Source organism: Rhodopseudomonas julia (genome assembly GCF_030813515.1).
Taxonomy (GTDB): domain Bacteria; phylum Pseudomonadota; class Alphaproteobacteria; order Rhizobiales; family Afifellaceae; genus Afifella; species Afifella julia.
The window spans coordinates 1,212,329-1,237,408 of record NZ_JAUSUK010000002.1; the positions used below are offsets into that span (position 1 = coordinate 1,212,329).

A 25,080-nucleotide genomic window follows, 5' to 3' on the forward strand; every position below is an offset into this window, starting at 1 on the left:
CCATGGCCCTTCCTTCCTATGCCGGTCCATTTGAGCGCACCTGGTATTACAGCTACCGCGTGATCTGTGCGGCGATCTTCATTTTTCTAATCGTGCCGATCATCGTGATCGTGCCGCTGTCGTTCAACGCGCAGCCATATTTCACCTTCACCAAGGAGATGCTCTCCTTCGACCCGGACGGCTATTCGCTTCGCTGGTACGAAGAGCTTCTTTCGAGCCGTGAGTGGATGCGCGCGATCGGCAATTCCTTCTTCATCGCTATCTCGGCAACGATCATCTCGACGACTCTCGGCACGCTCGCGGCGCTCGGCCTTTCGCGCCCCAACATGCCGGCCAAAGGCTTCATCACCGCCGTTCTGATTTCGCCGATGATCGTGCCGCTGATCATCACGGCGGCTGCGCTGTTTTCCTTCTATGCCCGGCTCGATCTCGCCAATTCGTATTTCTCGATCATCATGGCGCATGTGGTTCTGGGAACGCCCTTCGTCGTGATCACGGTGACGGCGTCGCTCTCAGGCTTCGACCAGCAGCTCATTCGCGCAGCGCAAAGCCTTGGAGCCAACCAGGTCACGACCTTTTTCAAGGTCATTCTGCCACTGCTTCTCCCGGGTGTCGTTGCCGGCGCGCTCTTCGCCTTCATCACGTCACTCGATGAAGTCGTTGTCGTCCTCTTCCTGGCCGGCCCGGAGCAGGTGACGATGACGGTGAGAATGTTCTCGGGGCTGAGAGAAGAGATTTCGCCGACGATCCTGGCTCTCGCGACCATCCTGGTCGCGATCTCGATCTTGCTTCTGTCATCGATGGAATTGCTGCGCCGGCGCTCCGAACGCCAGCGCGGCATGAGCCCGGGTTAGTCACAAAAAAGGAGGCGCCGAAGCGCCTCCGCGGATTCTCGACGGTGGCAGTCGTTCTCTTGCTGCCGGGCCGCCTCTCTCAATGGCCGTTGACCGCGATCTTGCGTCCCTTCGTCTCCAGCTCCTTCGCACGCGGAACCGTCACCTTAAGGATGCCTTTGTCGAAGCTCGCCGTCACTTCGTCCGCCTTCGGCTCGAACGGTAGAGCGAAACGGCGCATGAAGGTGCCGTAGGAGCGTTCGACGAGATGATATTGTTTCTTCTCGTCTTTTTCCTCTCGCTCGACCTTGTTTTCCGCCTTCAGAGTCAGCACGCCATCGGTGAGGTCCAGGTCGATATCCTTCTCGTCGATACCTGGAAGCTCGGCGGTGAGCTCAAGGCCTTTCTCGGTTTCTGCGACGTCCACCTTTGGCGACAGGAACCCGCCCGAACCATAGTTGGACGGAGCGCTCCAATCGCGTGTGAAATCGTCGAAGAGGCGGTCCATTTCGCGCCGCATTGCGAGGAAAGGGTCGGTCTCAGGCCCGCGCGTCAGCGCGGTCTGGCGACCAAATGGAATCATCGATCTGAAATCCATGACGTCACCTCCTGATAAAAAGGCCGACGCCGGACAACTGGGTGACCAGTGTCGGCCACGTCATCACGCGCTTTATGTGGCGTTGCGAATCCTGCCGTTCAAGCCTCCAGCCGAGCTCCGCTGACGTCTCTAGAGCGGGTTTTTTGCCTCGGGCCTCCTCATCAGCGAGCCAATCGGGCCGCTCTCATTGACTTGGTCTTTTGGGGAGGGACGGGTGAGCGGCCTTGTCTCTCTTTTCGCGCACCGATAAATGTACCCGAAGGTACCTTTCTTTTTCGGTGTGTCGATGAGTGAGCAAGCGTCCAACGCTGGCGACGGCGAACGGTCTCAAGCTGATGCTGAAGAGAGCGGAGAGAAGGGACGAGCTGAAGCTTCGCAATCGCCGAGCGAAGACACCAAGCGCTCCTCGCTGAAGAAGCCCTGGGTGCGGGTTTTCCTACTGGTTGTTGGCGTCGCGTTGCTCGTCGGTGGCGGTTGGTGGCTGTGGCACTACTGGACGGTCGGCCGCTTCATCGAGAGCACCAACGACGCCTATCTGCAGGCCGATCAGGTCACGATTTCGCCGAAGGTCGGCGGCTATGTCGAAGGTGTCATGGTCAAGGCCAATGCCAGTGTCGAAGCCGGCGACGTGCTCGTGAAGATCAATGACGAGGATTATCGAGCCGGCGTTGCCCGGGCGACTGCAGGTTTGCAGGCAGCAAAAGCGGATCTCGCCAAGGCGAAAGCTGAGGCGGGACGGTCCAGGGTGGCTGTCCAGCAGGCGGAAGCTCAGCTTGCTCAGGCAAAGGTGAATGAGACTTTTGCGCAAAGCCAGGTGGAGCGCTATGCGCCTCTCGTGAAAACCGGGGCGCAGCCGGAAGAGCGGCTGTCGCAGCTGATCAACCAGCGCGACCAGGCCGAAGCGCAGGTGAAGGTTGCTGCGGCCTCTCTTGCTTCTGCAAAGGAAGCGACCAACACGGCCGACGCTCAAATCCTCCAGGCACGTGCAGCCATCGGTCAGGCGCAGGCTCAGCTGACGGACGCCAACAACCAGCTGGCGAACACGCTGATCAAGAGCCCGATCTTCGGTCGGGTCGGCGACAAGACGGTCAATGTCGGTCAGCTCGTGCAGCCCGGAACGCGGCTGATGACGATCGTCCCGGTCAATCAGCTTTATCTGGAAGCGAATTTCAAAGAGACGCAGATCGAGCTGATGCGGGTCGGCCAGCCTGCGACGATCAAAGTGGACGCGCTCACCGCCGAAGAGCTGCACGGCCATGTGGAGAGCTTTTCGCCCGCAACCGGCGCGCAGTTCGCCCTGATCCCGGCCGAAAACGCCACTGGGAACTTTACCAAAATCGTGCAGCGCGTGCCGGTTCGTATCGCCGTCGATCCGGGGCCGGCTGCGAGTAAGGTCCTCGTGCCCGGCCTCTCAGTCACGGTCGAGGTCGACACGCGCGGCGCGCGCGACGAATACGAGGAGATGCAGGAAGAGGGCCGGCGTGCGGACGAGGCCGCGCAGTGAGCACGGCCGAGGCGACAGCGGAGGTGGACGCATCCGCCTCAACCGAACCGCGAGCGGATGCCGCCGCCTGGCTCGCAGTCGCCGCCGGCACGATCGGCGCGCTCATGGCGACACTCGATATTTCGATCGTTAACGCGGCATTGCCGGTGATCCAGGGTGAGATCGGTGCGAGCGGTACCGAAGGCACCTGGATTTCCACTGCCTACCTCGTCGCCGAAATCGTCATGATCCCACTGACGGGCTGGTTCGTGCGTGTCCTCACGCTGCGTACGTTTCTCCTGCTCATGACGATCTTTTTCGTCGTCTTCTCAGTTCTCTGCGGTTTCTCTTCATCACTGTCGATGATGATCATCGGCCGCGTCGGGCAGGGATTTACTGGCGGGGCGATGATACCGACGGCGCTCACCATCGTCTCGAAGCGGCTGCCATCGGACAAACAACCGATCGGAATTGCGCTTTTCGGCCTCACCATCGTGCTCGGGCCGATCCTTGGTCCTCTCATCGGCGGCTATCTGACGGAGCATGTCAGCTGGCACTATGCCTTTTTCCTCAATCTTCCGGTGGGGCTCGGGCTAGTCCTTCTGCTTGTCGTCGGCATGCCACCGGCGAAGGCGCATCTTCGCGCGTTCTTCAAGGCCGACTGGTTCGGCATTCTCGGGCTCGCGCTTTTCCTGGGCTGCCTGACCACCGTCTTGGAGGAAGGACAGCGCGAGCTCTGGTTTCAGTCGGAGCTGATCCTTGCCCTCAGCTTTGCGTCGTTGATCGGGCTTGTCCTGCTCATCATCGGACAGAGGAAGGCGACCGAGCCGGTTATCGACCTTTCGATCCTGTTTGAGCGGAGCTTTGGCAGCGTCTTTTTGATGAGTCTCGTCACAGGCGCCGCGCTTTACGGCATCCTCTACCTGATCCCTCAGTTCTTGGCGCAGATCCCGGACTATAATGCCTATCAGTCCGGTCTCATCGTGCTCATCAGCGGCATACCGACCCTGATGATCATGCCGTTCTTTCCGTTCCTTGTCCGGACCCTCGATCTCCGCCTGGCGATCGCGATTGGACTTTTTGTCTACGCGTTGAGCTGTTTCGCCGACATATCGATGACTGCCCAGTCGGATGGCGGCGATTTCTATTTCTCGCAGTTGCTTCGCGGCATCGGGCAGGGGTTCGCGCTGCTCTTTCTCAATCAGGCGGCGACGAGTTCGGTGATCCGGGAAAAGGCAGATGACGCGTCCGGTCTCTTCAATGCGGCACGAAACCTGGGCGGCTCTTTCGGACTTGCGCTCATCTCCACGCTTCAGGATCGTCGCGTCACGTTTCACGTCGAGCGGATCAGCGAGACGGTCAACGCCAATTCGGTCCAGGTGCAAGAGCGCCTGCAGGAACTTGGTGGGAATGACGCCTATCAGCGCCTGCAGGCATTGAAGCTGCTCTTCGGAACGATCCGCGAGCAGGCCGTCGTGATGGTCTACAACGACCTGTTTTTCATCTTCGGCATCATCCTTGTCGTTTCCATCCCGCTCGTTCTGCTCTTGCGGCCTTTGTCGCAGGGGCAGGGCATGGCGATGCATTAAGGGTCCGTCATGTCCCATTGGCGCCTGTTCGCACCTTTGGCCTGCAGCTTGGTTTTGTCCGGCTGCATGGTCGGCCCGGATTATCAGGGGCCGCCGGATGCTGCCCCCTTTGCGCGTCTGGCCGGTGCCTTCCGGCATGCGGACCGCACGACGCCCGCTTATTATCCGGCGGCCGCCTGGTGGGAGAGTTTGTCGGACAAACAGCTCGATGCGCTGATCGTGCTCGCTCTATCGAAGAGCCCGAATGTTGAACTTGCAACCGCGCGACTGAAGCAGGAGCGGGCGGGGGTGGCCGGTGCTCGTGCCGATCTCATGCCCAAAGCCGCCGGCCTTGGAGCGGCAAGCGGCGCCCGTTTAGGGCTCGGCGACACGGACGGTCTCAACAACAAGATCGCCGCAGCGGCGGCAGGCCTTGGCCCGCAGGCCGTGGCCGCGGCTCCAGAGATTCCCGAACATGTGAGCACGGGCCTCTACAATGCGGCTTTCGACGCATCCTGGGAGATCGACGTTTTCGGCGGTCGGAGACGCGCCGTGGAGCGCTCCAGCGCCAGAGCTCAAGCAGCAGAAGCCGCACTCGCAGACGTGTATGTGCAGCTATCGGCGGAGGTGGCGCGTGCCTATGTCGGTCTGCGAGCGGCACAGAGACAACTTGGCATCGTTCGCCACTCGGTATCGTTGCAGCAGAAGACGTTCGATCTGACCCGTCAGCAGGTGGAGCAGGGAACGTCTGCCGACCTTGATCTCGCGCGTTTGGAAACACAGCTCTCAAGTACGCAGGCCGACATTCCCTTGCTTGAAGCTCAGGTGGAAGAGGCGCTCGGTCAGCTTGCGGTTTTATGCGGACTGGAACCGGGTGCGCTCGACGCACGGTTGTCTAAGCCGAGGCCGATTCCGTCCCCACCAAAGACCGTGCCTGTCGGCGATCCAGCGTCTATGCTCCGAAGACGGCCAGATATTCGCCAGGCCGAACGTCAGCTCGCTTCGGCCAATGCCGCGATCGGTGAGGCCGTGGCGCAGTATTTCCCACGGATCAAACTCGTCGGCCTTGCCGTCTCCGGAGGGAATCAGCCCGGCGATCTCGCCGATACCGCCTCGCTCAGCCTTCTCGGGGGGCCCACGCTGCAGTGGAACATTCTGAGCTTCGGGCGGATCGACGCCAAGGTCGAACAATCCGAGGCCGCGACGCAGGCAGCCCTCGCCCAGTACAGGCAAAGTGTGCTTGCAGCTCTTCAGGATGCCGAATCCTCACTCATACAATTCCGCAAGCGAAAGGAGAACGTTGCCTATCTGGCGCGGGCGAGCGCGTCGGCGGCACGGGCGGCTGCTCTCACCCGCGATATGAACCAGGCGGGCGCCCTCGGCCTGATCGATACACTCGATATCGAGCGCCAGCGCTTGCAGACGGAACAGAGCCTCGCCCAGGCCGAGGCGGAACTAACAAACGCGTTCATTGCGTTAGAGAAGAGCCTCGGGCTTGGATGGGAACCGGCGACAAAGCGGCAACCGGCAGCGACCGCCGTGGCCAAGGCCAACTGAAACAACATGCAGAACTTACCATGACGCCGAAGCAAGATCAGTCCGAGGATAACAGACGCAGCTGTTGCGTCGTCGGTGCCTGTGGCGAGAACGAGTTTGTGGAGGCGGGTGGTGCTGCTCGTCGAGGTCGGCCGCGCAAAGGCACGAGCGGTCTCGTCACCGAGCGGATTGTGGCGGTCGCAACCGAGCTCTTTCTGGAACGTGGCTTCGCCGAAACCAACATGGATGCTGTCGCTGCGCGGGCGGGCAGTTCCAAGCGTACGCTTTATGCGCGCTTCTCCTCCAAGGACGCGTTGTTCGAAGCCGTCATTCTGAAGTTTTTGCGCGAGCGGCTGACGGAACTGCAAGTGACGATCAGGCGTGATGACGGGCTCGAAGAAACGCTCATAAGCGCCGGCGAACGGTTGCTGGAAGGTGCGATGACGCCAGAGGTCATCCGTCTTCACCGCCTGATGGCTTGCGAAGGAGAGAACTTTCCGGAGCTGGCGCGCACGGTCAACGAGCAGGCCTGGACGCAGTTTCGCCTTTTCGTGGCCGATGTCCTGCAGCAGGCGAGTGTTCGCTACGAGGAACCGTTCGAAGATTGCGAATGGTTGGCGACGCAGTTTTTCGGGATGATGGTAGAGCCGTATTTCCGGCGTGCGACGCTTGGCCTTGAGCCGGCCGAGGTGACCTCCGAGATGCGCAAAGATGTGCACCGGTCAGTGCAGCTCTTCTTGAACGGAAGCAGAGGCCTTTCCGGATCTGTGTAAAAACCGGCTTTCCTGTGTAATGCTGAGGAAAGGTCGCGTCGCCAGTGTGTTGCCTTCAGGCCATAGCGGAAGCTGTGACCAGACACTAAAAGCACCTGGCGGGTTTCATTTATTCGGAAGAGAGCATGCGGCATCGGGGCAGGAGCGGAGAACCGGGTCCAAGGGGCCTGTTTATTCCCGCGGGACTATCGGCACTTCTGGTCTTTTGTGTCGTCTCCGTATTGGCGGGATGCGCCGGACTGCCCGATGAAGCGGCGCTGACACCCGTTCAGGCGACCGTGCCGGGCGCACAGCTCGTGACCATCTATGCGGCTACGACGCGGGAGCGAAAGGGGCCTCAGAGCGTCCTCTATACGTCTGAGCCAGCTGCTGAACTCAATTTTTCTCGTTACACGGTCTCCGTTCCACCCGGCCATAAGCCGACGGAAATCGAGTGGCCGGATGGTAAGGCCGATCCAAAGCGAAGCTTTGCAACCGTCAAGCAAGAGCGACTGACTGAGTCTGAATTCTATCGTCAAATCACGGCGCGGAACGGAAAGGGTCAGCTATCGCCTGGTCGCGACGATGTTGGCGTTTTCGTGCACGGGTACAACACAAGCTTTGCCGAATCGCTGTTCCGTCTGGCCCAGATCACGGTCGATTCGAATCCGAATAACGTGCCGGTTTTGTTTGCGTGGCCTTCAGAAGCGGCGGTGACCGGATATGTCGCAGATAAGGACGCTGTGACCTATTCGCGCGATTATCTCGCCGGTGTGTTGACGCATCTCGCCAGAGACCGCGAGGTCGGCGACATCACTCTCTTCGGCCACAGCATGGGTGGTTGGCTCGTGATGGAAGTGTTGCGTCAGCTCCGCCTTTCCGGCCATGGCGACGTGATCTCAGGCCTCGACGAGGTGATCCTCGCATCTCCGGATATCGATATCGACGTCTTCAGAACCCAGATCGCGGTCGTTGGTCGCAATCACCCACCGATGACCATCCTCGTGTCGAAGCAGGATCGGGCTCTCGCGATTTCGCGGCGCGTGGGTGGCGGACGGGCAAGGCTCGGGGGAGTGGACGTCGACGACCCGGAGATCGAGCAGTTGGCAGTGAAGTACAATCTGCGGATCATCGATATCTCGCAGCTCCCGAAAACAGACTTCCTCGGCCACGACCAGTTCGTGACGCTTGCAGCTCGGCTGGGATCCACCGGGCGGCGTGGTTTCGGCCAGCTCGGCGAAGCCGGCGCCTTCGTTTTCGACGCGGTCGGCAACACCGTCGCCAGTCCGTTCCGGATCGCGAGTGAAGTGCTGTCGCAATGAAAGCGCCGCGCATCTTTTAGCTGTCTCGGTGTTCCGGCACTCGGCTACGTTGACATCCAAGCTTCGATCATGAGGATGGCGCCACACCGAACAAAGGAGCGCCCATGTCAATGCCGGGGGGCACGACCGACCCTGCGATCGTCTTGTCGAATGTCTGGAAGATTTTTGGCGAACGCTCGGAAGAGGCTCTTGAGGCGATTGAAACGGAGCAGCTCGACAAAGCCGAGGTACAATCTCGCTTCAACTGCGTCGTCGGCGTCGCCGATGCGAGCATAGAGGTCGCGCGCGGCGAGATCTTCTGCGTGATGGGATTGTCTGGCTCAGGCAAGTCCACTCTCGTGCGCCATATCAACCGCCTCCTCGAACCGACCTCGGGGCGGATCGAGGTCGAGGGCCAGGATGTGATGGCCATGGGCGACGACGCGCTGCGCCGTCTGCGAGCCCAGACAATTGGCATGGTCTTCCAGAACTTTGGTCTCCTGCCGCACCGCACCGTCCGCGATAATGTGGGGCTGCCGCTCGAGGTCCAGAGCGTTCCCAAGCTCGACCGTTTCGATCAGGCCGAACGCTGCCTCGACCTCGTCGATCTCGGCGATTGGGGCGACAGTTTCGCCCATGAGCTTTCCGGCGGCATGCAGCAACGTGTCGGTCTGGCGCGCGCTCTCGCGGCCGATCCCGACATCCTTCTCATGGACGAGCCGTTTTCGGCGCTCGACCCTTTGATCCGCCGGCAATTGCAGGCAGAATTCATGGCTCTGTCGAAAGAGCTGCACAAGACGACGGTCTTCATCACCCACGATCTCGATGAGGCGATTCGCATCGGCGATCGCATCGCCATCATGAAAGATGGCCGTATCGTGCAGACTGGGACGCCCGAGGAGATCGTGACCGACCCGGCCGATGATTATGTGGCCGATTTCGTCTCGGGCATCTCAAGGCTGAAACTGGTCCATGCCGCGAAGATTATGCGGCCGTTGCCGGCGCCCGGCGAGGCGGGCATGGATCTGACATCTGCGCCGCGCGCTCCTGTCGGTGCCGATCTCGATAGCCTCGTGGATCTCGTTCTGGCGCGAAAAGAAGACATCGTCATCGTCGACGAGAACGATGCAGAAGTCGGTCTCGTGACGCAGACGGATCTCCTGCGGGGCGTCCAGGGAGGCAAGGAGCAAGCGGTCGAGGTGGAAACACAATCGGCCGCCGCTTTCGAGGTGGGGGCGGCGACGTCCCGCAAGGAGCAGAACGCACTCATCGCCGATTTCGTGGGTCGCGGTGCTCGCCACTACATTCCTGCATTCCGCCGCATCGGCGAGGGGCGGTGGGGCGTCTTCAACATCGGTGCAGTCATCTTTGGGCCGATCTGGGCCGGGGCACGGTCGCTCTGGTCCGTTTTTTGGGCCTTCGTTATTCTGGAACTGATCGGCCTTGTACAAATTGGTCGCGGCTTTCTCGGTGATCTCGGCAGTGACGCGGCTCTCCGCGCGGCTTCGCTTCTTGCGCGTGCCGATGCCCGGGCGGAGCGCGCCGCCGAAGCGGCTGCTTCAGGCGCGGACAACGCCGCGCGTCTTGCGGCCAGCGCGGACAGGCTGCGTGATATTGCTGCCTCAGCGCAGACGGAAGCGGATGCTCTTTCGGCGCAGTCGACGCAGGTCGCTCTAATCGGTCTCGGCATCTTCGTTGTCGTCAAACTCATTGAAGGCCTGACCGCGGATCGTGCGCTCGAATGGCGCTTCACCCATTGGCGTTCGGACCGCTCGATACGCTCCGGACTGTCCTGGATGGGTGCGGCGATCGCAACCCTGCTGGTTGCCTTCATCTATCCCGTCACGATCTATCGGTTCTCGGCGGCCGAACCACCGGCATGGCTGACGACCTTTCCCGCTGACAGCGCGATCCGTGCGAGCGCGGCTCGGTGGATCGATCACGCGTTCGATTGGCTCGCGATTGCCGGCGAGGGATTTTTCGATTCTATCACGACGGTCGTTCGGGCACTCCTCGATACACTCGAACTGATGCTGGTGGCGACGCCCTGGCCTGTGGTCATGGTGGCGATTTGCGCCATCGCCTGGCTTCTCGCCGGCGCGCGGGTCGCGATTTTCACCGCTGCGGCGCTGGCCTATCTCGCATTCTTCGGTTTCTGGGAGAAATCGATGGCGACCGTGGCGCTGCTCGGAGCTGCCGCGGTGATCTGCGTCGTTATCGGCGTGCCGCTCGGCATTTGGTTTGCAAAGTCGGACCGTGCCTACACGGCCGCCAGACCGGTGCTCGATTTCATGCAGACCATGCCGGCCTTCGTCTATTTGATCCCGGTGATCGCATTTTTCGGGACTGGTAAGCCTCCCGGCATCCTGGCGACACTCGTCTTCGGCATGCCACCTGTCATCCGGCTGACCGCGCTCGGTATGAAAGGTGTGCCCTATGACGTCACCGAGGCGGCATCTGCCTTCGGCGCGACGCGGACCTTCCGGCTTTGGAAGGTCGAGCTGCCGCTCGCCATGCCGTCCATCAAGACGGGGATCAACCAGACCATTCTGATGTGTCTGTCGATGGTGGTCATCGCCTCGCTGATCGGTGCGAAGGGCCTCGGGGAGGATGTCCTCGAAGCTCTGCAATATGCGGCTGAAGGACAGGGGATGCTCGCGGGCCTCGCCATCCTTTTCTGTGCCATGGCGCTTGACCGGATCGTCGCCGGACGCGCGCCCGCAAAGTCGGCCTGAGGGCCCGCTGCGCTAAGGCGCAGCCTAAAAAACGAACCTATGAGAGGATACAGTATGAAGTCGCTTGTCTATTCCGCTGCTGCGGCAGCCTTGCTGATCGGCAGCAGCGCGCAGGCCGCCGATATCACCATCGGCGTGCCGAGCTGGCCGTCGGCCAAGGCCGGGGCCGCGATCCTGAAGAACCTCGCGGAGCAGGAGTTCGGCGCTAATGTCACGCTGACGCCAGGAACGAACCCCGTCATCTTCGCTGCCATGGCGTCCGGGAAAGGCGATATGGATGTGCATCCGGAAGTCTGGTTGCCGAACATCCAGAGCATTGTCGACGAGTACAAGGACAACGTTGTTCTCGGCGACACGATGTTCGAAGGCGAGCAGGGTGATTGCGTGACGAAAGCGACGGCCGACAAGCTCGGCATTTCGTCCATCACCGATCTTGCGGACCCGGAGATCGCAAAACAGTTCGATTCCGATGGGGACGGGAAGGGTGAATTCTGGGTGGGCGCGACCGGTTGGGCCTCCGCAAACACCGAAAAGGTCAAGATGCGCAGCTATGGGCTGGCCGAGCTCTACGAGCCTGAGACCATCGATGAAGCGCTCGCCTATGCGCGGATCGGGGAGAAGGAGAAGAAGGGCGAGCCTTACGTCTTCTACTGCTACACGCCGCACCACATTTTCGCGCAGTACGACCTCGTGATGCTCGACGAGCCAGCGCACGACGACGCGAAATGGAACATGATCCAGCCGGACGAAGATCCGCAGTGGTACGAGAAATCGAGCGTGTCGACGGCCTGGAAGCCGGCCGAGATCCATCTCGCCTACTCGAAGTCGCTCGAAGAACGCGCCCCCGAGCTGATCACGCTCTTCGACAATTACAGCCCCACGAGTGACATGGTCGCCGACTGGACATACCAGATCGCGGTTAAGGGCCGGGACGAGAACGAACTCGCCCAGGAATGGATCGCCGACCATCCGGATGTCGTGGACAAGTGGCTGGGCCTGTAGAGGGCTCGATCTGAATGAAGGACTGCTGCGCTTTCGAGCGCGGCAGTCTTTACTGCGCGCTCGACCTAGATGGTGGCGATGTAGCGCCGCCCGACGGCTTCACGAATGCGCCGGCGGCTTTCCTGAGGTGAGAGACTGCGATCGAATGAAATCGCCTCGCATTCTCTCGCCAGGGCCTCGTCTTTGATGACATGGCGGAACCAGGCCGAATAATCGCCCGCCCGCAAATGGTATTCCCAGGTTTCGTCATCGACCTGATAACCGAGCTCCAGGAAGCTTGAGAGGTTGTGGGCGCACAGGGAGATGCTGCCTCGCGCTCCGCGGAAATAGAAGCTGTGTTCGACCCCGACATCGCCGACCGCATATTTTCCGGAGTGGCGATGATGGAGCTGTTGCGGCAGGTCGATTTTTATCCGCCGTGGCACTTTCTCCCCGACGAACCAACAAAGCGCTTCGTTCTCGCCGCAGGCGACGGGAGGAGCGACGTCGCGCCCCTGGATGGCGGCGACGATTTCGATCACTTCCGGAGCGGTCTTGCCAAAAGCGAGGATCGTTTCTGCCGCTGCCACCGCCTGATGCGCGAGCGAGCGCGGACTGACCGTGATCATGACGGTGGCCGGGATACTCTCCGGAAGCTTGTGCACATTCTCATGGCCTGCCGGCAGGATGTGATGGGCTTCGTCGATGATGAGCCAATGAGGACGTCCAGTGTGACGGTGCAGCTCGGTGATCGCGGGCAGCAAATCCGCGAAAAGTTGCCTGCGTTCGGTGAGCGTCAGAGCGACCGCGTTGATGACGACGTTGAGGTCGGCGGCATGCAAAAGACGCAGCGCCTCCCCAGGAAGAGGAGGTGTTGCGAGACTGCCGATCTGGACGGCGTGGTCCAGGTCCTCATAATCCCCCTCGGGATCGATGACGCAAAACTCCAGGCCCCTTTCGACCATCCGTTCGCTCAGAAGCTTCGCAAAGCGTGACTTGCCGATCCCGGAATCGCCGCCGATCAAGACCCGTGTATCGGCCTCGATGTAGATGTCCTCGCCATCCGCGTCATTGCCAATTCTGAGACCGCGTCGGGCCGGCGGCAGGATATGCGCATCCTGGCAAAGGATTGCGTCGATGAGTTCCACCACCCCTGCACCGTGGTCACGCGTGAGGCGGATATCTGCTGCATTTCGAAGGGCGGGCAACGCGTTCGCAACGGCCGCCGAGCAGCCGCAGGCGCCAAGAAACGCGTGATCGTTTTCCGCGTCGCCCACAGCGACCACATTCGGCGCTGAAATGTCGAGATGCCGAAGGGCGGCCCGCAACCCCGAAGCCTTGTTCACGCCCGGCGGGAGAACCATCACGGCACCCTTGTTGAAGGTAATCTGGAGTTCCAGGCCCAGTTCATGGATGGCTGCGAGAACCTCCCGTTCATGTGGCTCCCAGGTGGCGAGAATGACGCGGCCGATGGAGATTGGCTCGACGTGGCGTTCGAGCAGCCTTTCGACGAGAGCGTGCGGGGGTGGTTCTGCCAGGGTCGTCTCGGTTCCGTTGCGCGGTTCATAGAGAACCGCACCGTTTTCCGCGATGATCAGGTCGAAGAGCGCAAAATCGGCGAAGGCGGCTTTGAGCGGCACCAGCTCGCGACCTGTCACGAGGATGAGGCGGCGCCCGCTCTCCTTGAGCCGTCGAAGCGCCTCGCACGTCTCGGGAGCGACGAACCCGTCATGGGCAAGCGTACCGTCATAGTCGGTCGCAAGGGCGAGGAAGTGCATGTACGATCTCCCTGCCTGTCGGCATCGCTTGTTGCAATGAACCAATGCCGATGCCCCATCATAAGCCCCAGCCTGGATTTCGCCATACCGCGAGTTGTCCCGTAGAAGCCCACCGCAGCCATCTCCGGTCGGTACGGATCTGATCTGGGACGGGCTTTCGTCTGCCGGCCGACTTCGTGCTATGGCCGGTTCGGTCGCGATCTCAAGACAGCGCGTTGAGGAGGGACGGAGATGCAAGCTCCGCTCATAGCTTTGACGGGAGCCTCCGGCTTTATCGGTCGTCACCTTCTCGATGACCTTCGTGCACATGGCTTCCGGGTCCGCGTGCTGCTGCGCCGCCCCATCAATGAGCTTCTGACGGCCGATTCCGCCTTGATCGGCGATCTCGCCCAGCCCGCCAACCTTGCGCGCGCACTGGAAGAGGTCGACGCGATCGTTCACTCGGCTGGGATCGCGCACGCCGCGTCCGGATTACCGGAAGTCGATTACCGCACCATCAACACGGAGGCGACCTTGAGACTGGCGGAAGCCGGAGCGCGGGCAGGAGCACGGCGCTTTGTGTTTCTGTCATCGGTGCGGGCCCAGAGCGGGCCGTCGGCGGAGGGTGTTCTCGACGAAACCCGACCGCCCGAACCCACCGACGCTTATGGCCGCTCCAAGCTTGCGGCCGAAGAGGGGCTTTCGAGCCTCGGTATCGATTTTGTCAGCCTGCGTCCGGTCCTGGTCTATGGGCCCGGCGTGAAAGGGAATATGGCGGCTTTGCTGCGTCTGGCGAAGAGCCCTTATCCGTTGCCGCTTGCGAGCCTCAAGGCGCGACGGTCGCTCCTGGCGGTCGAGAATTTGGCGGAAGCCGTGCGATGCGGCCTCGCCCATCCGAAACCTATCTCGGGCGCCTATCTCGTCGCCGACGACATGCCTTTGACGCTTCCGGACATGCTGCGGGCGATGCGTGTGGGGCTCGACCGGCCGCCTCGGCTCTTGCCGGTTCCTCAAGCTCTCTTCTCTGTCGGGGCGCGGCTCGTTGGACGGGCAGAAATCCTCGAACGGCTTGCCGGCAATCTGGTGGTTGATTGCAGTGCGCTCAAGCGCCTCGGTTGGCGGCCTCGGCTTGCAAGTGTCGAGGGGCTCGCGCGTCTTGCACGTTCAAGCGCTGCGACTGATGCCGCGGGTGACGGAGCGCGTGAAACCTCGGCATGAAGCGCTGGGTTTTCGCCTCGAGGCTCATCCGATCTTTGACCGTCGACGGCAAGCTGAACCTGTGAGGTGAGACCGGCGCCTCCTTCCGCCTGTTCGGTGCTCTCACAAAGTGATGCCACTCTGTCTGGCGGAGCAGAGATCCCGTCAGCTTCGGGCTCCCATCTCCGGCCGGCGCACCGACGCCTGCGCCAGACTCCTTTCCTTGCCGACGACATCTCTGCCTGCGACAATTTCGCCGGGCGGCTTGCCCCCACCATGTAGCCCTGACCTATACCGATGCTGGGAGATCATCCTTTGGGAGCTCAATAGGGCAATCGCCCGAGCGAAAGCTGTCTGACGCTTCGGGTCTCGCGGGATGGTTGAGGAGAGATCTGCAAGTCAGCGGGATAAACATACACAATGGAAGATTTGTCGTCTTTTTTGGCGAGTGTGAGCTCTTTTGTCTGGGGCCCGGTCATGCTCGTCCTGCTTTTGGGAACGGGCCTTTACCTCACGCTTGGCCTCGGCTTTCTGCCGCAAAGGAAGCTTGGTTACGGCTTCCGGCTCGCACTCGGCGGGCGTAAGGCTCAACATGGCGACGAAGGCGAGATCACGCCGTTTCAGGCGCTGACCACCGCACTTTCCGCAACGATCGGTACAGGAAATATCGCTGGCGTCGCGACCGCCATCTTCCTTGGCGGCCCGGGTGCCGTTTTCTGGATGTGGCTGACGGCCCTCGTCGGCATGGCGACCAAATACGCCGAGGCGGTGCTGGCGGTCCGGTATCGCGAAAGCGACGAGAACGGCCGCTTTGTCGGCGGTCCAATGTACTACATCCGCAACGGGCTTGGGCCGCGCTTCGCCTGGCTTGGCTGGCTCTTTGCGTTTTTTGCGACCATTGCCGCCTTTGGCATTGGCAATACGGTGCAGTCGAATTCCGTGGCGCGCGCGCTCGAGGGCACGCTCGGCGTGCCATATGTCGCGACAGGCCTCGTCCTTGCCGTTCTGACCTTTCTCGTCATCATTGGTGGCGTCAAGCGCATCGGCAGTGTGGCGGAGCATCTCGTGCCGCTGATGGCGGTCCTCTATGTCGGCGGTGCACTCATCATTCTGGCGCTCAATATCGCCGACGTGCCGGCCGCGCTTGCGACGATCTTCTCTGATGCGTTCAGCGGGACCGCCGCCGCCGGGGGCTTTGCCGGGGCAGGGGTGCTTGCCGCGATCCGCTTTGGCGTCGCGCGTGGCGTGTTTTCCAACGAAGCAGGTCTCGGTAGCGCGCCGATCGCCCACGCTGCGGCAAAAACCAGCGATCCTGTGCGTCAGGGCAGCATCGCGATGCTCGGCACGTTCATCGATACGATCGTGGTCTGCACCATGACGGCACTCGTCATCATCACGACGGGCGCGTGGACGAGCGGCGAGACGGGTGCTGAACTTTCTGCGCTCGCGTTCGACACCGGAATGGCCGGCGGCAGCTGGATCGTCACCTTCGGGCTCGTGGTCTTCGCCTTCACCACCATCCTCGGCTGGAGCTATTATGGCGAGAGGGCCGCAGAGTTCATCTTCGGATCGAAGGTCATCCTGCCGTTCCGACTTCTCTGGGTGGCGGCGCTCGTCGTCGGGGCTGTCGCGGACCTCGGGCTCATCTGGACCGTGGCCGATATCATGAATGCGTTGATGGCGATCCCGAACCTCATCGCCCTCATTGCGCTCAGCGGCACGGTGTTCGCCATCAGCCGGGCCTACTTCAAGAACGGCCAGAGCTGAGCATCCGCGGAGCCTGGACCTTCTTTTAAATGGAAGGCCGGTTGCAGGTGCTGCAGCCGGCCTTTTCGTTATGGCATCGTGCCCCCGCTCGCCCTGGGCAACGACCTGTGGTTGCCATCACAGAGGCGAGCCATGTAGAATTCGCGCATGCGCAAATTCCTCAAAGTCCTTCACACCTTGGCCTCTTGCGGCCTGATCGGTGGGATCGCCTGTTACATGATCCTGCTCATCTTTGCGCCCCAGGAAACGCCGGCCAATTACGCCGACATGCGCCAGGCGATCGCAGCCATCGCCGATTACGTCCTCATCCCCTCGATGGGTGTCGCCATCGTGTCCGGCCTCCTCTCAATGGCGGTCCATCGGCCTTACCAGGACAAAGGCTGGGCATTGCTCAAGCTCGCAATGGGCATCCTCATGTTCAAAGGCGTGCTGACGGTCGTGGGTGGCAAGGCGGATTATGTGGCTGCGGTCTCACGTCGGGTCGCAAATGGCGAACCGGCGGCCGACGTGCTGCAACAGGCGATCGGGCATGAATGGGGCGCCCTCATCGTGATCATGGCGTTGTCGGTCGCGAACGTCATTCTCGGCATCTGGCGACCAAAGCGCCTGCGTCCGAAATGGGCCAGGTCAGAAGAGCGGCCCCAGACGAGAAGACCCGCTGGCCACGACGCCGTGGGCGAGAGCGAGCACAGCCTGCCGGCGGCATAGAACTGCGGAGACGAGGGCCGCTCGACAGCGAAAACCCGGTGCGGTTCCAACCTCGTACGCGCCAGCCGTACGGCGGCGCGCTGACGACTTCTTGCTGGTATTCTCGGGCTTATGGCGGATGGGGTGGGATTCGAACCCACGGTACGCTCTCACGCACGCCGGTTTTCAAGACCGGTGCCTTCAACCGCTCGGCCACCCATCCGTCACGGGAGACATGGCAGAACCTTGTGAAAAATGCCAGCCCCCGAAGAGGGGTCCAAGGCTGCGGCAAAGATGGCGAAAGCGTGTGGCGGCGAAGCCACAATCTCGGAAAAACGCGCGAAATGCACAGTTGTGGCGACGCGGCCAGGACCGGGAGATTTCGGGGAGTTTCCGTAAGAACATCCGGCAAGGTGTCGCATGATGCAGAGCAGGGGTCGAAGATTTGCCCCAGCTTGGTCACAATTGCTCGCCAGGACCTCGCCGAGGTTAGGGGTTAAGTGCTTCGCCGAGACGGCCGCGTATAAGGCCGCAGGCGGAGAAACGAGGCGTCCGAATGTGTCGGTGAGTTTCGCCGGGCTTCGGAATATCGGGGAAGAACAGGGTGCAGGCAAAAACCCGCCGGCCGCATTTCGTCATCCATTTTGCTTTTGCAGCATCCTGCGCCGTCCTTGCAGGATGTGTGTCCTCGACCCAGGACGGGGCAGGTCTCGCCGACGGCGCCACTAAGACAGCGCAGGTTCAAGGCAGCGAGGCCGATGGCGAATCAAGCGACAATTCGCTGCGGGCCAATGCCCGACGTCATCTTGGAAAAGTCTACGAGGTCGCCGGGCGCCTCTATAAGCCTAAGCACGACGAAGAATATGAGCGCGTCGGCAAGGCATCCTGGTACGGTGACGCTTTCAATGGCCGGATGACGGCCAATGGCGAAATCTTCGACATGAATGGGCTCTCCGCCGCCCATCCGACCTTGCCGTTGCCGAGCTATGTGCGCGTCACCAATCTCGACAATGATCGTTCGCTGCTCGTGCGGGTCAATGATCGCGGCCCGTTTTCTTCCGATCGCGTTATCGACGTATCGAAGCATGCCGCTGAAATGCTGGGCTTCAAGCATATCGGCACCGCGAACGTAAAAGTGGAATATGTCGATGCGGCGCCTCTGAAAGAGGACGATTCGAAGTTCCTGCTTGCCTCTTACGTGGGCCCGGATGTTCCGTCTGGACCGGATCCGGCCGACGCGGCCGCGAATATCATGGTGGCCTATGCCGCCGAAGCGCCGACGACGAGCCCGGCCGAAAGCCAGACCACGGATGTGGGTGTTGCCGTGGACATGAAAGACGTCGCGTCCGGGACCCCGTTCGATCCCTATTCGGCTCTGATGGCCGCAACGCAGATGGCGGAAGCCGATACGTCGTTGCCTCAGGAGGCAAGTTTCGTGCTGCCGCAGGCGCGTCCGGCCGAGGCCGAGATGCGCAATTCGTTCTGGCCGACCGAGGCGGCCGATCAGCGGGTCTACGACGCCTTTTCGGCTTTCGACGAGGTTCTCGCTGGTGCTGGGACGACGCGTTTTACCAGGACGGCCGACGCTTCCGGGCTTGCGACCCGTTGATTCCCCGCTTTAAGCGCGCTTTATGGCGTGGAGGGGCAAAAACGACGTAAGCGAGTATGAAGAGCATCACCTTTCAGGTTCGCCGCATCCGTCTGCTCGCCTGCCTCCTGGGCAGTCTGTTGGCGCTGACGCCGCAGCTCGGGTCGGCGCAGACATTCGATACCCAGGCCCCTTTCGCCATTTTGATGGATTACGACAGCGGCACGGTTCTCCTCGACAAGAACGCCGATGAACCGATGGCGCCGGCTTCCATGGCGAAGCTGATGACGGTCGAGTACATCTTCCACGAGATCAAGGAAGGGCGCCTTTCTCTCGACGACGAATTCGTCATCTCCGAGCATGCCTGGCGCAATGGCGGTGCATCCTCCGGCGGGTCGACGATGTTCGCCAAGCTCGGCTCGCGGGTGCGGCTGGAAGATCTTCTGCGCGGCATCATCATCCAGTCGGGCAACGATGCGGCGATGGCGGTTGCGGAAGGCATCGCCGGCTCCGAGATTGCTTTCTCGGACCTCCTCAACAAGCGGGCACTCGAGATCGGCATGAAGAACTCGACATTCCGCGATGCGACCGGATTGCCCGATCCGGACATGCGGGTGACGGCCCGCGATCTGGCGATTCTCGCCCGCCAGATCATCTCCGAATATCCCGAGCTCTATAAGATGTTTGCTGAGCCGGAATTCACCTGGAACAACATCACTCAGCGCAATCGCAACCCGCTTCTGCGCGAAGGGATCGGAGCGGACGGGCTCAAGACCGGACACACGCAGGAATCGGGCTACGGCCTCGTTGGTTCGGCCGTCGCCAATACCCAGCGTCTGATTGTCGTCGTCAACGGGTTGAAGACCTCGCGCGAACGCGCGAGCGAGGCGCGCAAGCTGCTCGAATGGGGCTTCCGCTCATTCCGCCAGGTGACGGCATTTCAAGCCGACGAGACCGTGGCCGAGGCGAGCGTTTTCGGCGGCGAAAAGGGCCATGTCGAACTCAAGGCCAAAGGGCCCGTGCGCATCCTCGTCGCACGCGCCTCAGATGAGCCTTTGAAGGCTCGTGTTGTCTATCAAGGCCCGCTCGAAGCGCCCGTCCAGGCGGGCATGCGTGTCGGCAGTCTCAAGGTCTGGCAGGGTGATCGCCTGATCCAGGAGACGCCGCTTTATACCGCCGAGGCGGTCGGTCGCGGCAAGCTTCATCAGCGTGCCTTCGATGCTCTCGGCGAGCTTCTTCTCGGATGGCTCTAGATCCGCAGCGAGGCTTCTTCATCACGCTGGAAGGCGGTGAAGGCTCAGGCAAGTCCACCCAGGCGCGCCGTCTCAATGTCCTCTTGCGGCGCATGGGGCGTGATGTCGTTCTGACCCGCGAACCGGGAGGTACAACGCATGGCGAGGCGATTCGCGAGATGCTGCTTTCTGGCCTTATCCGGCCTTTCGGCAGCGAAGCGGAGGCGCTGTTTTTCGCCGTCGCGCGGCGCGAGCATGTCTTGCATCTCATTCGTCCGGCGCTCGAGGAAGGACAAGTCGTCGTCTGCGATCGGTTTGCCGATTCCACCCGCGCCTATCAGGGCGTCGCCGGCGTCCCACAGGAGACGATCCTGCGGCTGGAAGAGATCGCTCTCACCGGCACGCAACCCGACCTGACGCTTATCCTCGACATAGATCCAGCGGTGGGTCTGGCACGTGCCGCAGGGCGAAGTGCGGCCGACCGGTTTGAGGCTGATGAACTTGCGCTCCACGAAGCGAGACGGCACGCGTTCCTCGCCATCGCCAAGGCTGAGCCCGAGCGCTGTGTCGTGATCGATGCTAGCCTGACCGCGGACGAAATCGCAGCTCAGATCGAGGCCGCGGTGGGTGCGCGACTGCCTCGCGCCACCGGGACCAGCTAAATGGCACGTAAGCCGGCCGAGGAGGTGCCGAGCCTCAGCGCACTCGAGGGCGTGCCGCTGCCACAGGCGAATCCTCATCTCTTCGGACAGGAGCACGCCGAGGAACAGATTTTGACAGCCTATCGGGGCAACCGCCTGCCGCATGGGCTGCTTCTGTCGGGACCGGTCGGCGTCGGTAAGGCGACGCTCGCGTTCCGGCTCGCGAAGTTCCTGCTCGCCGAGCCCGATCCTTCCGCGGACAGTGTCAAGAATGCCACTTCGCTCGGGATTGCCCCAAATCATCCGATCCAGCGAAGGGTCGGGGAGGGCGCGCACCCCAACGTTCTGCATCTGCAGCGCCCGTGGGACGAGAAACGTAAGACCTTTCGCACCGTTATTTCGGTCGAGACAATCAGGCGAATCGTGCCGTTCGTCGGCACGACGGCGGGCGAGGGGCTCTGGCGTATCGTTATCGTGGATGGCGCCGAAGAGATGAACCGGAGCGCCGCGAACGCTCTCCTCAAGGCGCTCGAAGAGCCTCCGGCACGAACGATCTTCGTGCTCGTGACGGCGCGTCCGGGGCAGCTTTTGCCGACGATCCGTTCCCGCTGCCGCAGCTTTCACTTCGGTCTTCTCTCTCCGGAGGCGATCGCCAAAGTGTTTGCGGCACTCGAGGTGCCGCAACCGCCGGAAAAAGACCTTCAAACGATCTTGTCGCTCGCCTCAGGAAGCGCAAGGCGAGCGATCGAACTTGCTCGTGGTGACGGCTTGAATCTCTACCGGGCCATCAACCGGGCTTTCGCGAGTGATGATCATGAGGTTCTCACCACCGTCGCCAATCAGGCGGCCGCGGCCCGCGGCGCCGGCTGGGCGGAGTTCTTCGATCTCGTCGGCGGCTATCTCGACCGGCGCATTCGCCAGTTGCCGGAGCCCGAAAAGGGCGTTTCGCCGCCCGAGCTGCCGCTTGCCAGGTGGGCGGAGCTATGGGAAAAGATCCACCGACGCTCGGCGGAGGTGGAAACCTTCAATCTCGACCGCAGGCAGTTCGTGCTCAACGTCTTCGAGGCGGTGGCCGAGGCCGTGCGCCATCCCCACCGCCCTATTTTCATGTGACCGCGGGCACCACCCATGACCGGTAAGCCGACTTTTTACATCACCACGCCCATCTTCTACCCCAACGGTGTGCCGCATATCGGCCACGCCTATACGGCACTTGCGACCGATACGCTGGCGCGCTTTCAGCGTCTCGACGGCAAGGATGTGTTCTTCCTGACCGGCACCGACGAGCACGGGCTGAAGATGCAGCAGACGGCGGCGAAGGAGGGAATTACTCCTGGCGAGCTCGCCGACCGCAATTCGCAGCGTTTTCGCGACATGATGGACGTCCTCAACACGTCGCACGACGATTTCATCCGCACCACCGAGGAGCGCCACCACCGCTCTTGCGAGGCCATCTGGGAGCGAATGAAGGCGGCGGGAGACATCTATCTCGACAAATATTCGGGCTGGTACTCGGTCCGACAGGAAGCCTTCTTCGATGAGAAGGAAACCACCGTCGGCGAGGACGGAGTTCGGCGCGAGCCTCTCGGGTCACCGGTCGAATGGGTGGAGGAGGAAAGCTACTTCTTCCGTCTTTCCGCTTATCAGGAGAAGCTTCTCGCCCATTACGACGCGCATCCGGACTTCATCGGTCCGCAAGAGCGGCGCAACGAAGTCGTCAGTTTCGTGAAGTCGGGCTTGAAGGACCTTTCCATTTCTCGCACGACCTTCGATTGGGGCGTGAAGGTGCCGGACGATCCGCGCCATGTGATGTATGTCTGGGTGGATGCCCTGACGAACTACATCACTGCTGCCGGGTTCCCGGACGAAGAGGCTCCGCGCTGGCGCTACTGGCCGGCCAATATCCACCTGATCGGCAAGGATATCGTGCGGTTTCACGCCGTCTATTGGCCGGCTTTCCTTTTGTCGGCCGGTGTGCCGCTTCCCAGGCGCGTCTTTGCGCATGGCTTCCTGTTCAACAAGGGAGAGAAGATGTCGAAGTCGGTCGGCAATGTCGTCGATCCATTCGCCATCGTCGAGCATTACGGCCTCGATGCCGTCCGCTACTTCTTCATGCGGGAGGTCTCGTTCGGTCAGGACGGTTCCTACAGCCACGACGCCATTGCGGGCCGCATCAACGCCGATCTCGCCAACGATCTCGGCAATCTCGCTCAGCGCTCGCTTTCCATGGTCGGCAAGCATTGCGGCGCAAGCGTGCCTGAGCCTGGCGCCTTCTCGGAGGCTGACAACGAGATGCTGCAGGCTGCCGACGCTCTCTTGGAGCGCTGCCGCGAGGCCATGAACGAGCAGGCTATCCATCAGGCGCTTACGGCCATCTGGCAGGTCGTGGGCGATGCGAACCGCTATTTTGCCGGCCAGGAACCGTGGGCTCTGCGCAAGAGCGATCCCGCGCGCATGGCGACGGTCCTCTATGTGACTGCAGAGGTGGTGCGTCAGGTCGGGATCCTGATCCAGCCGGTCATGCCGGGCTCGGCGGGTAAACTGCTCGACCTTCTGGGTGTGGCTGAAGAGAACCGCACATTCGAATTCCTCGGGCAAACGGGGCGTCTCGTCCCTGGAACGACTTTGCCGCCGCCGTCGGCAGTCTTCCCGCGTTATGTCGAGAGCGAGGTTCCGGCGGGGGCGGACTGATGCTTGTCGACAGCCATTGCCATTTGGATTTCCCCGATTTCGAGTCGGAACGCGACGCGGTCGTGGAACGGGCGCGGGCGGCCGGCATCGTCCGTATGGTGACGATCTCGACGCGGGTCTCCGAGTTCGACAAGATTCGGAGCATCGCCGAAGCCTACGACGACATCTATTGCTCGGTCGGCACGCATCCGCACAATGCCGATGAAGAGCCGGACGTGACGACGGAGGACCTGGTCGCTCTGGCGGCGCATCCGAAAGTCGTCGGCATCGGCGAAGCCGGGCTCGACTATTTCTACGACAACGCCTCGCGCGAGGGTCAGGCCGCGGGCCTTCGCCGACACATCGGTGCTGCGCGTGAAACCGGTCTGCCGCTCATCATTCATTCGCGGGATGCCGACGACGATATGGCGGCGATTTTGAAGGACGAGATGGGGAAGGGGGCTTTCCCGGCTCTCCTCCATTGCTTTTCCTCCGGACGGGCTCTCGCCGAAACCGGCATCGAGCTCGGCCTTTATGTTTCTTTCTCGGGTATCCTGACTTTCAAGAAATCGACGGAAATACGTGAAATCGCACGCGATTTGCCGGCTGACCGCCTGCTTGTCGAAACCGATTCTCCGTATCTCGCGCCGATGCCTTATCGCGGCAAACGCAACGAACCGTCCTTTGTCGCCCACACGGCTTCGGTGCTGGCGGAATGTCGTGGGGTCTCGGTTGAGGAAATCGGTGAGCTCACGAGCGACAACTTCTTCCGTCTTTTCGGCAAAGTTCCGCGGCCCTGACAGTGACGGACGTTCTGCGTATCACCATTCTCGGCTGTGGCTCGTCGCCCGGCGTTCCGCGCATCGGCGGCGATTGGGGGGCGTGCGATCCGAGCGAGCCGAAGAATCGCCGGCGCCGCTGCTCGGTTCTGGTGGAGCGCATCGCCGCGTCGGGAGACAGGACGCAGGTCTTGATCGACACGTCGCCGGATCTCCGCGAACAGGCGCTATCGGCCGATCTTCAGCGCATCGACGGCGTGCTCTACACGCATCCGCACGCCGACCACATCCACGGTATCGACGATCTCCGCGGTTTCGTGATGATGATGAAGGCCCGTGTCGACATCTACGCCGATCGACCGACAATGGATCGTCTGGAAGAAGGCTTCGGTTATTGCCTGAAGACGCCGGCGGGCAGCGATTACCCGCCGATCGTCAACGCGCATGTGATCGAGGCCGGGACGTCCGTTACGATCGACGGGCCCGGCGGGCCGATTCATGCACTGCCTTTCGCTCAGCAACACGGCTCCATTCCCTCGCTCGGCTACCGGATCGGCGACTTTGCCTACTCGCCAGATGTGAACCGGCTGACACCTGAAGCCATGGCCACGATCGACGGCGCGGAGCTCTGGATCGTGGACGCGCTGCGCTACAAGCCGCATCCGTCGCATTTCTCTGTCGAGGAGGCGCTCCATTGCATTGAGGTGCTGCGTCCCCGTCGCGCGCTCCTCACACACATGCATGTCGACCTCGACTACAATACGTTGCGGGAAAAGCTGCCTGAAGGCGTCGAGCCTGCCTTTGACGGCCTGGCCGTCGAGTTGCCCTGGGTTGAGCTCCCGTCACGCTAAGCGAGCTGAACCTCATGTCGTGCGACGGATTGCGGACGGGCAGACCTTGCAGGCATTGGCGCGGGCATCGTCGAAGGCGTGGCTGGATCGCGCTTTCGGCTGCGATAAGTTCGGGCGAACAACA

20 protein-coding genes, 1 tRNA gene and 1 pseudogene are annotated in these 25,080 nt (G+C 61.7%); 19 read left to right on the top strand and 3 right to left on the bottom strand.

The genetic code is table 11. The features are described from left to right. Positions 1-2: 2 nt before the first annotated feature. The gene (locus tag J2R99_RS14990) at positions 3-854 is read left to right on the top strand and encodes an ABC transporter permease (RefSeq protein WP_307155205.1); all 852 of its coding nucleotides are present in this window, start codon (positions 3-5) and stop codon (positions 852-854) included. A 79-nt stretch (positions 855-933) separates the two neighbouring features. Here J2R99_RS14990 and J2R99_RS14995 read toward each other — a convergent pair whose 3' ends face one another. Next, complete coding sequence (locus J2R99_RS14995; protein ID WP_307155206.1) at positions 934-1,431, bottom strand: Hsp20/alpha crystallin family protein; 498 nt, start codon at positions 1,429-1,431, stop codon at positions 934-936. A gap of 286 nt (positions 1,432-1,717) precedes the next feature. Between J2R99_RS14995 and J2R99_RS15000 the strand changes: the two genes are divergently transcribed. The 8 genes and pseudogenes from J2R99_RS15000 to J2R99_RS15030 all read left to right on the top strand — a co-directional run bounded on the left by J2R99_RS15000 (position 1,718) and on the right by J2R99_RS15030 (position 11,808). Continuing rightward, positions 1,718-2,935: an HlyD family secretion protein gene (locus J2R99_RS15000; RefSeq protein WP_307155207.1), complete on the top strand. Its 1,218-nt coding sequence runs from the start codon at positions 1,718-1,720 to the stop codon at positions 2,933-2,935. Then, entirely contained in the window at positions 2,932-4,503 is a 1,572-nt protein-coding gene (locus J2R99_RS15005; RefSeq protein ID WP_307155208.1) for a DHA2 family efflux MFS transporter permease subunit, read from the top strand. Before J2R99_RS15000 ends, J2R99_RS15005 begins: the two co-directional genes overlap by 4 nt. A 9-nt stretch (positions 4,504-4,512) precedes the next feature. Beyond that, positions 4,513-6,039, top strand: a complete 1,527-nt coding sequence (locus tag J2R99_RS15010) for an efflux transporter outer membrane subunit (protein ID WP_307155209.1) — start codon at positions 4,513-4,515, stop codon at positions 6,037-6,039. 20 nt (positions 6,040-6,059) lie between these two features. Next, positions 6,060-6,791, top strand: a complete 732-nt coding sequence (locus J2R99_RS15015; RefSeq protein ID WP_307155210.1) for a TetR/AcrR family transcriptional regulator — start codon at positions 6,060-6,062, stop codon at positions 6,789-6,791. Between the two features lie 125 nt (positions 6,792-6,916). After that, on the top strand, positions 6,917-8,092 hold the full coding sequence (locus tag J2R99_RS15020; RefSeq protein ID WP_307155211.1) for an alpha/beta hydrolase: 1,176 nt from the start codon (positions 6,917-6,919) through the stop codon (positions 8,090-8,092). Between the two features lie 104 nt (positions 8,093-8,196). Continuing rightward, a pseudogene (locus tag J2R99_RS17760) lies at positions 8,197-9,258 on the top strand (quaternary amine ABC transporter ATP-binding protein); the annotation flags it as partial. 981 nt (positions 9,259-10,239) lie between these two features. Then, the gene (locus J2R99_RS17765; protein WP_234629328.1) at positions 10,240-10,806 is read left to right on the top strand and encodes an ABC transporter permease; all 567 of its coding nucleotides are present in this window, start codon (positions 10,240-10,242) and stop codon (positions 10,804-10,806) included. Between the two features lie 54 nt (positions 10,807-10,860). Further along, positions 10,861-11,808: an ABC transporter substrate-binding protein gene (locus J2R99_RS15030; protein ID WP_307155213.1), complete on the top strand. Its 948-nt coding sequence runs from the start codon at positions 10,861-10,863 to the stop codon at positions 11,806-11,808. A gap of 65 nt (positions 11,809-11,873) precedes the next feature. Here J2R99_RS15030 and J2R99_RS15035 read toward each other — a convergent pair whose 3' ends face one another. Continuing rightward, on the bottom strand, positions 11,874-13,565 hold the full coding sequence (locus tag J2R99_RS15035; RefSeq protein ID WP_307155214.1) for an HAD family hydrolase: 1,692 nt from the start codon (positions 13,563-13,565) through the stop codon (positions 11,874-11,876). Between the two features lie 231 nt (positions 13,566-13,796). Here J2R99_RS15035 and J2R99_RS15040 point away from each other — a divergent pair, with 231 nt between their 5' ends. From J2R99_RS15040 to J2R99_RS15050, 3 genes are all read left to right on the top strand, one after another. Next, positions 13,797-14,762: an NAD-dependent epimerase/dehydratase family protein gene (locus J2R99_RS15040; protein WP_307155215.1), complete on the top strand. Its 966-nt coding sequence runs from the start codon at positions 13,797-13,799 to the stop codon at positions 14,760-14,762. Positions 14,763-15,161: 399 nt separating this feature from the next. After that, positions 15,162-16,508 (top strand): alanine/glycine:cation symporter family protein, encoded by a 1,347-nt coding sequence (locus tag J2R99_RS15045; RefSeq protein ID WP_503167852.1) that lies wholly within the window; start codon positions 15,162-15,164, stop codon positions 16,506-16,508. Between the two features lie 147 nt (positions 16,509-16,655). Beyond that, positions 16,656-17,216, top strand: coding sequence for a DUF2269 family protein (locus tag J2R99_RS15050; protein ID WP_307155217.1), 561 nt, complete (start codon positions 16,656-16,658; stop codon positions 17,214-17,216). Between the two features lie 112 nt (positions 17,217-17,328). On the opposite strand, the gene J2R99_RS15055 is transcribed toward J2R99_RS15050, so the two are convergent. After that, a tRNA-Ser gene (locus J2R99_RS15055) sits at positions 17,329-17,418 on the bottom strand. 381 nt (positions 17,419-17,799) lie between these two features. Here J2R99_RS15055 and J2R99_RS15060 point away from each other — a divergent pair. Genes J2R99_RS15060 through J2R99_RS15090 form a run of 7 tightly spaced genes read left to right on the top strand, consistent with a single transcriptional unit; the run spans position 17,800 to position 24,956 of the window. Continuing rightward, a complete protein-coding gene (locus J2R99_RS15060; protein WP_307155218.1) occupies positions 17,800-18,804 on the top strand; it encodes a septal ring lytic transglycosylase RlpA family protein in 1,005 nt (334 codons plus the stop codon). 56 nt (positions 18,805-18,860) lie between these two features. Continuing rightward, positions 18,861-20,036, top strand: coding sequence for a D-alanyl-D-alanine carboxypeptidase family protein (locus J2R99_RS15065; protein ID WP_307155219.1), 1,176 nt, complete (start codon positions 18,861-18,863; stop codon positions 20,034-20,036). Then, positions 20,027-20,677, top strand: coding sequence for a dTMP kinase (gene tmk / locus J2R99_RS15070; RefSeq protein ID WP_307155220.1), 651 nt, complete (start codon positions 20,027-20,029; stop codon positions 20,675-20,677). The genes J2R99_RS15065 and tmk overlap by 10 nt, the downstream gene beginning before the upstream one ends. After that, positions 20,678-21,769, top strand: coding sequence for a DNA polymerase III subunit delta' (locus J2R99_RS15075; protein ID WP_307155221.1), 1,092 nt, complete (start codon positions 20,678-20,680; stop codon positions 21,767-21,769). 15 nt (positions 21,770-21,784) lie between these two features. Continuing rightward, positions 21,785-23,347 carry a methionine--tRNA ligase gene (gene metG / locus J2R99_RS15080; protein WP_307155222.1) on the top strand — a complete coding sequence of 521 codons (1,563 nt, stop codon included), beginning with the start codon at positions 21,785-21,787 and terminating at the stop codon, positions 23,345-23,347. Then, a complete protein-coding gene (locus J2R99_RS15085; RefSeq protein ID WP_307155223.1) occupies positions 23,347-24,126 on the top strand; it encodes a TatD family hydrolase in 780 nt (259 codons plus the stop codon). Before metG ends, J2R99_RS15085 begins: the two co-directional genes overlap by 1 nt. A 2-nt stretch (positions 24,127-24,128) precedes the next feature. Next, the gene (locus J2R99_RS15090; RefSeq protein WP_307155224.1) at positions 24,129-24,956 is read left to right on the top strand and encodes an MBL fold metallo-hydrolase; all 828 of its coding nucleotides are present in this window, start codon (positions 24,129-24,131) and stop codon (positions 24,954-24,956) included. Positions 24,957-25,080 lie beyond the last annotated feature (124 nt).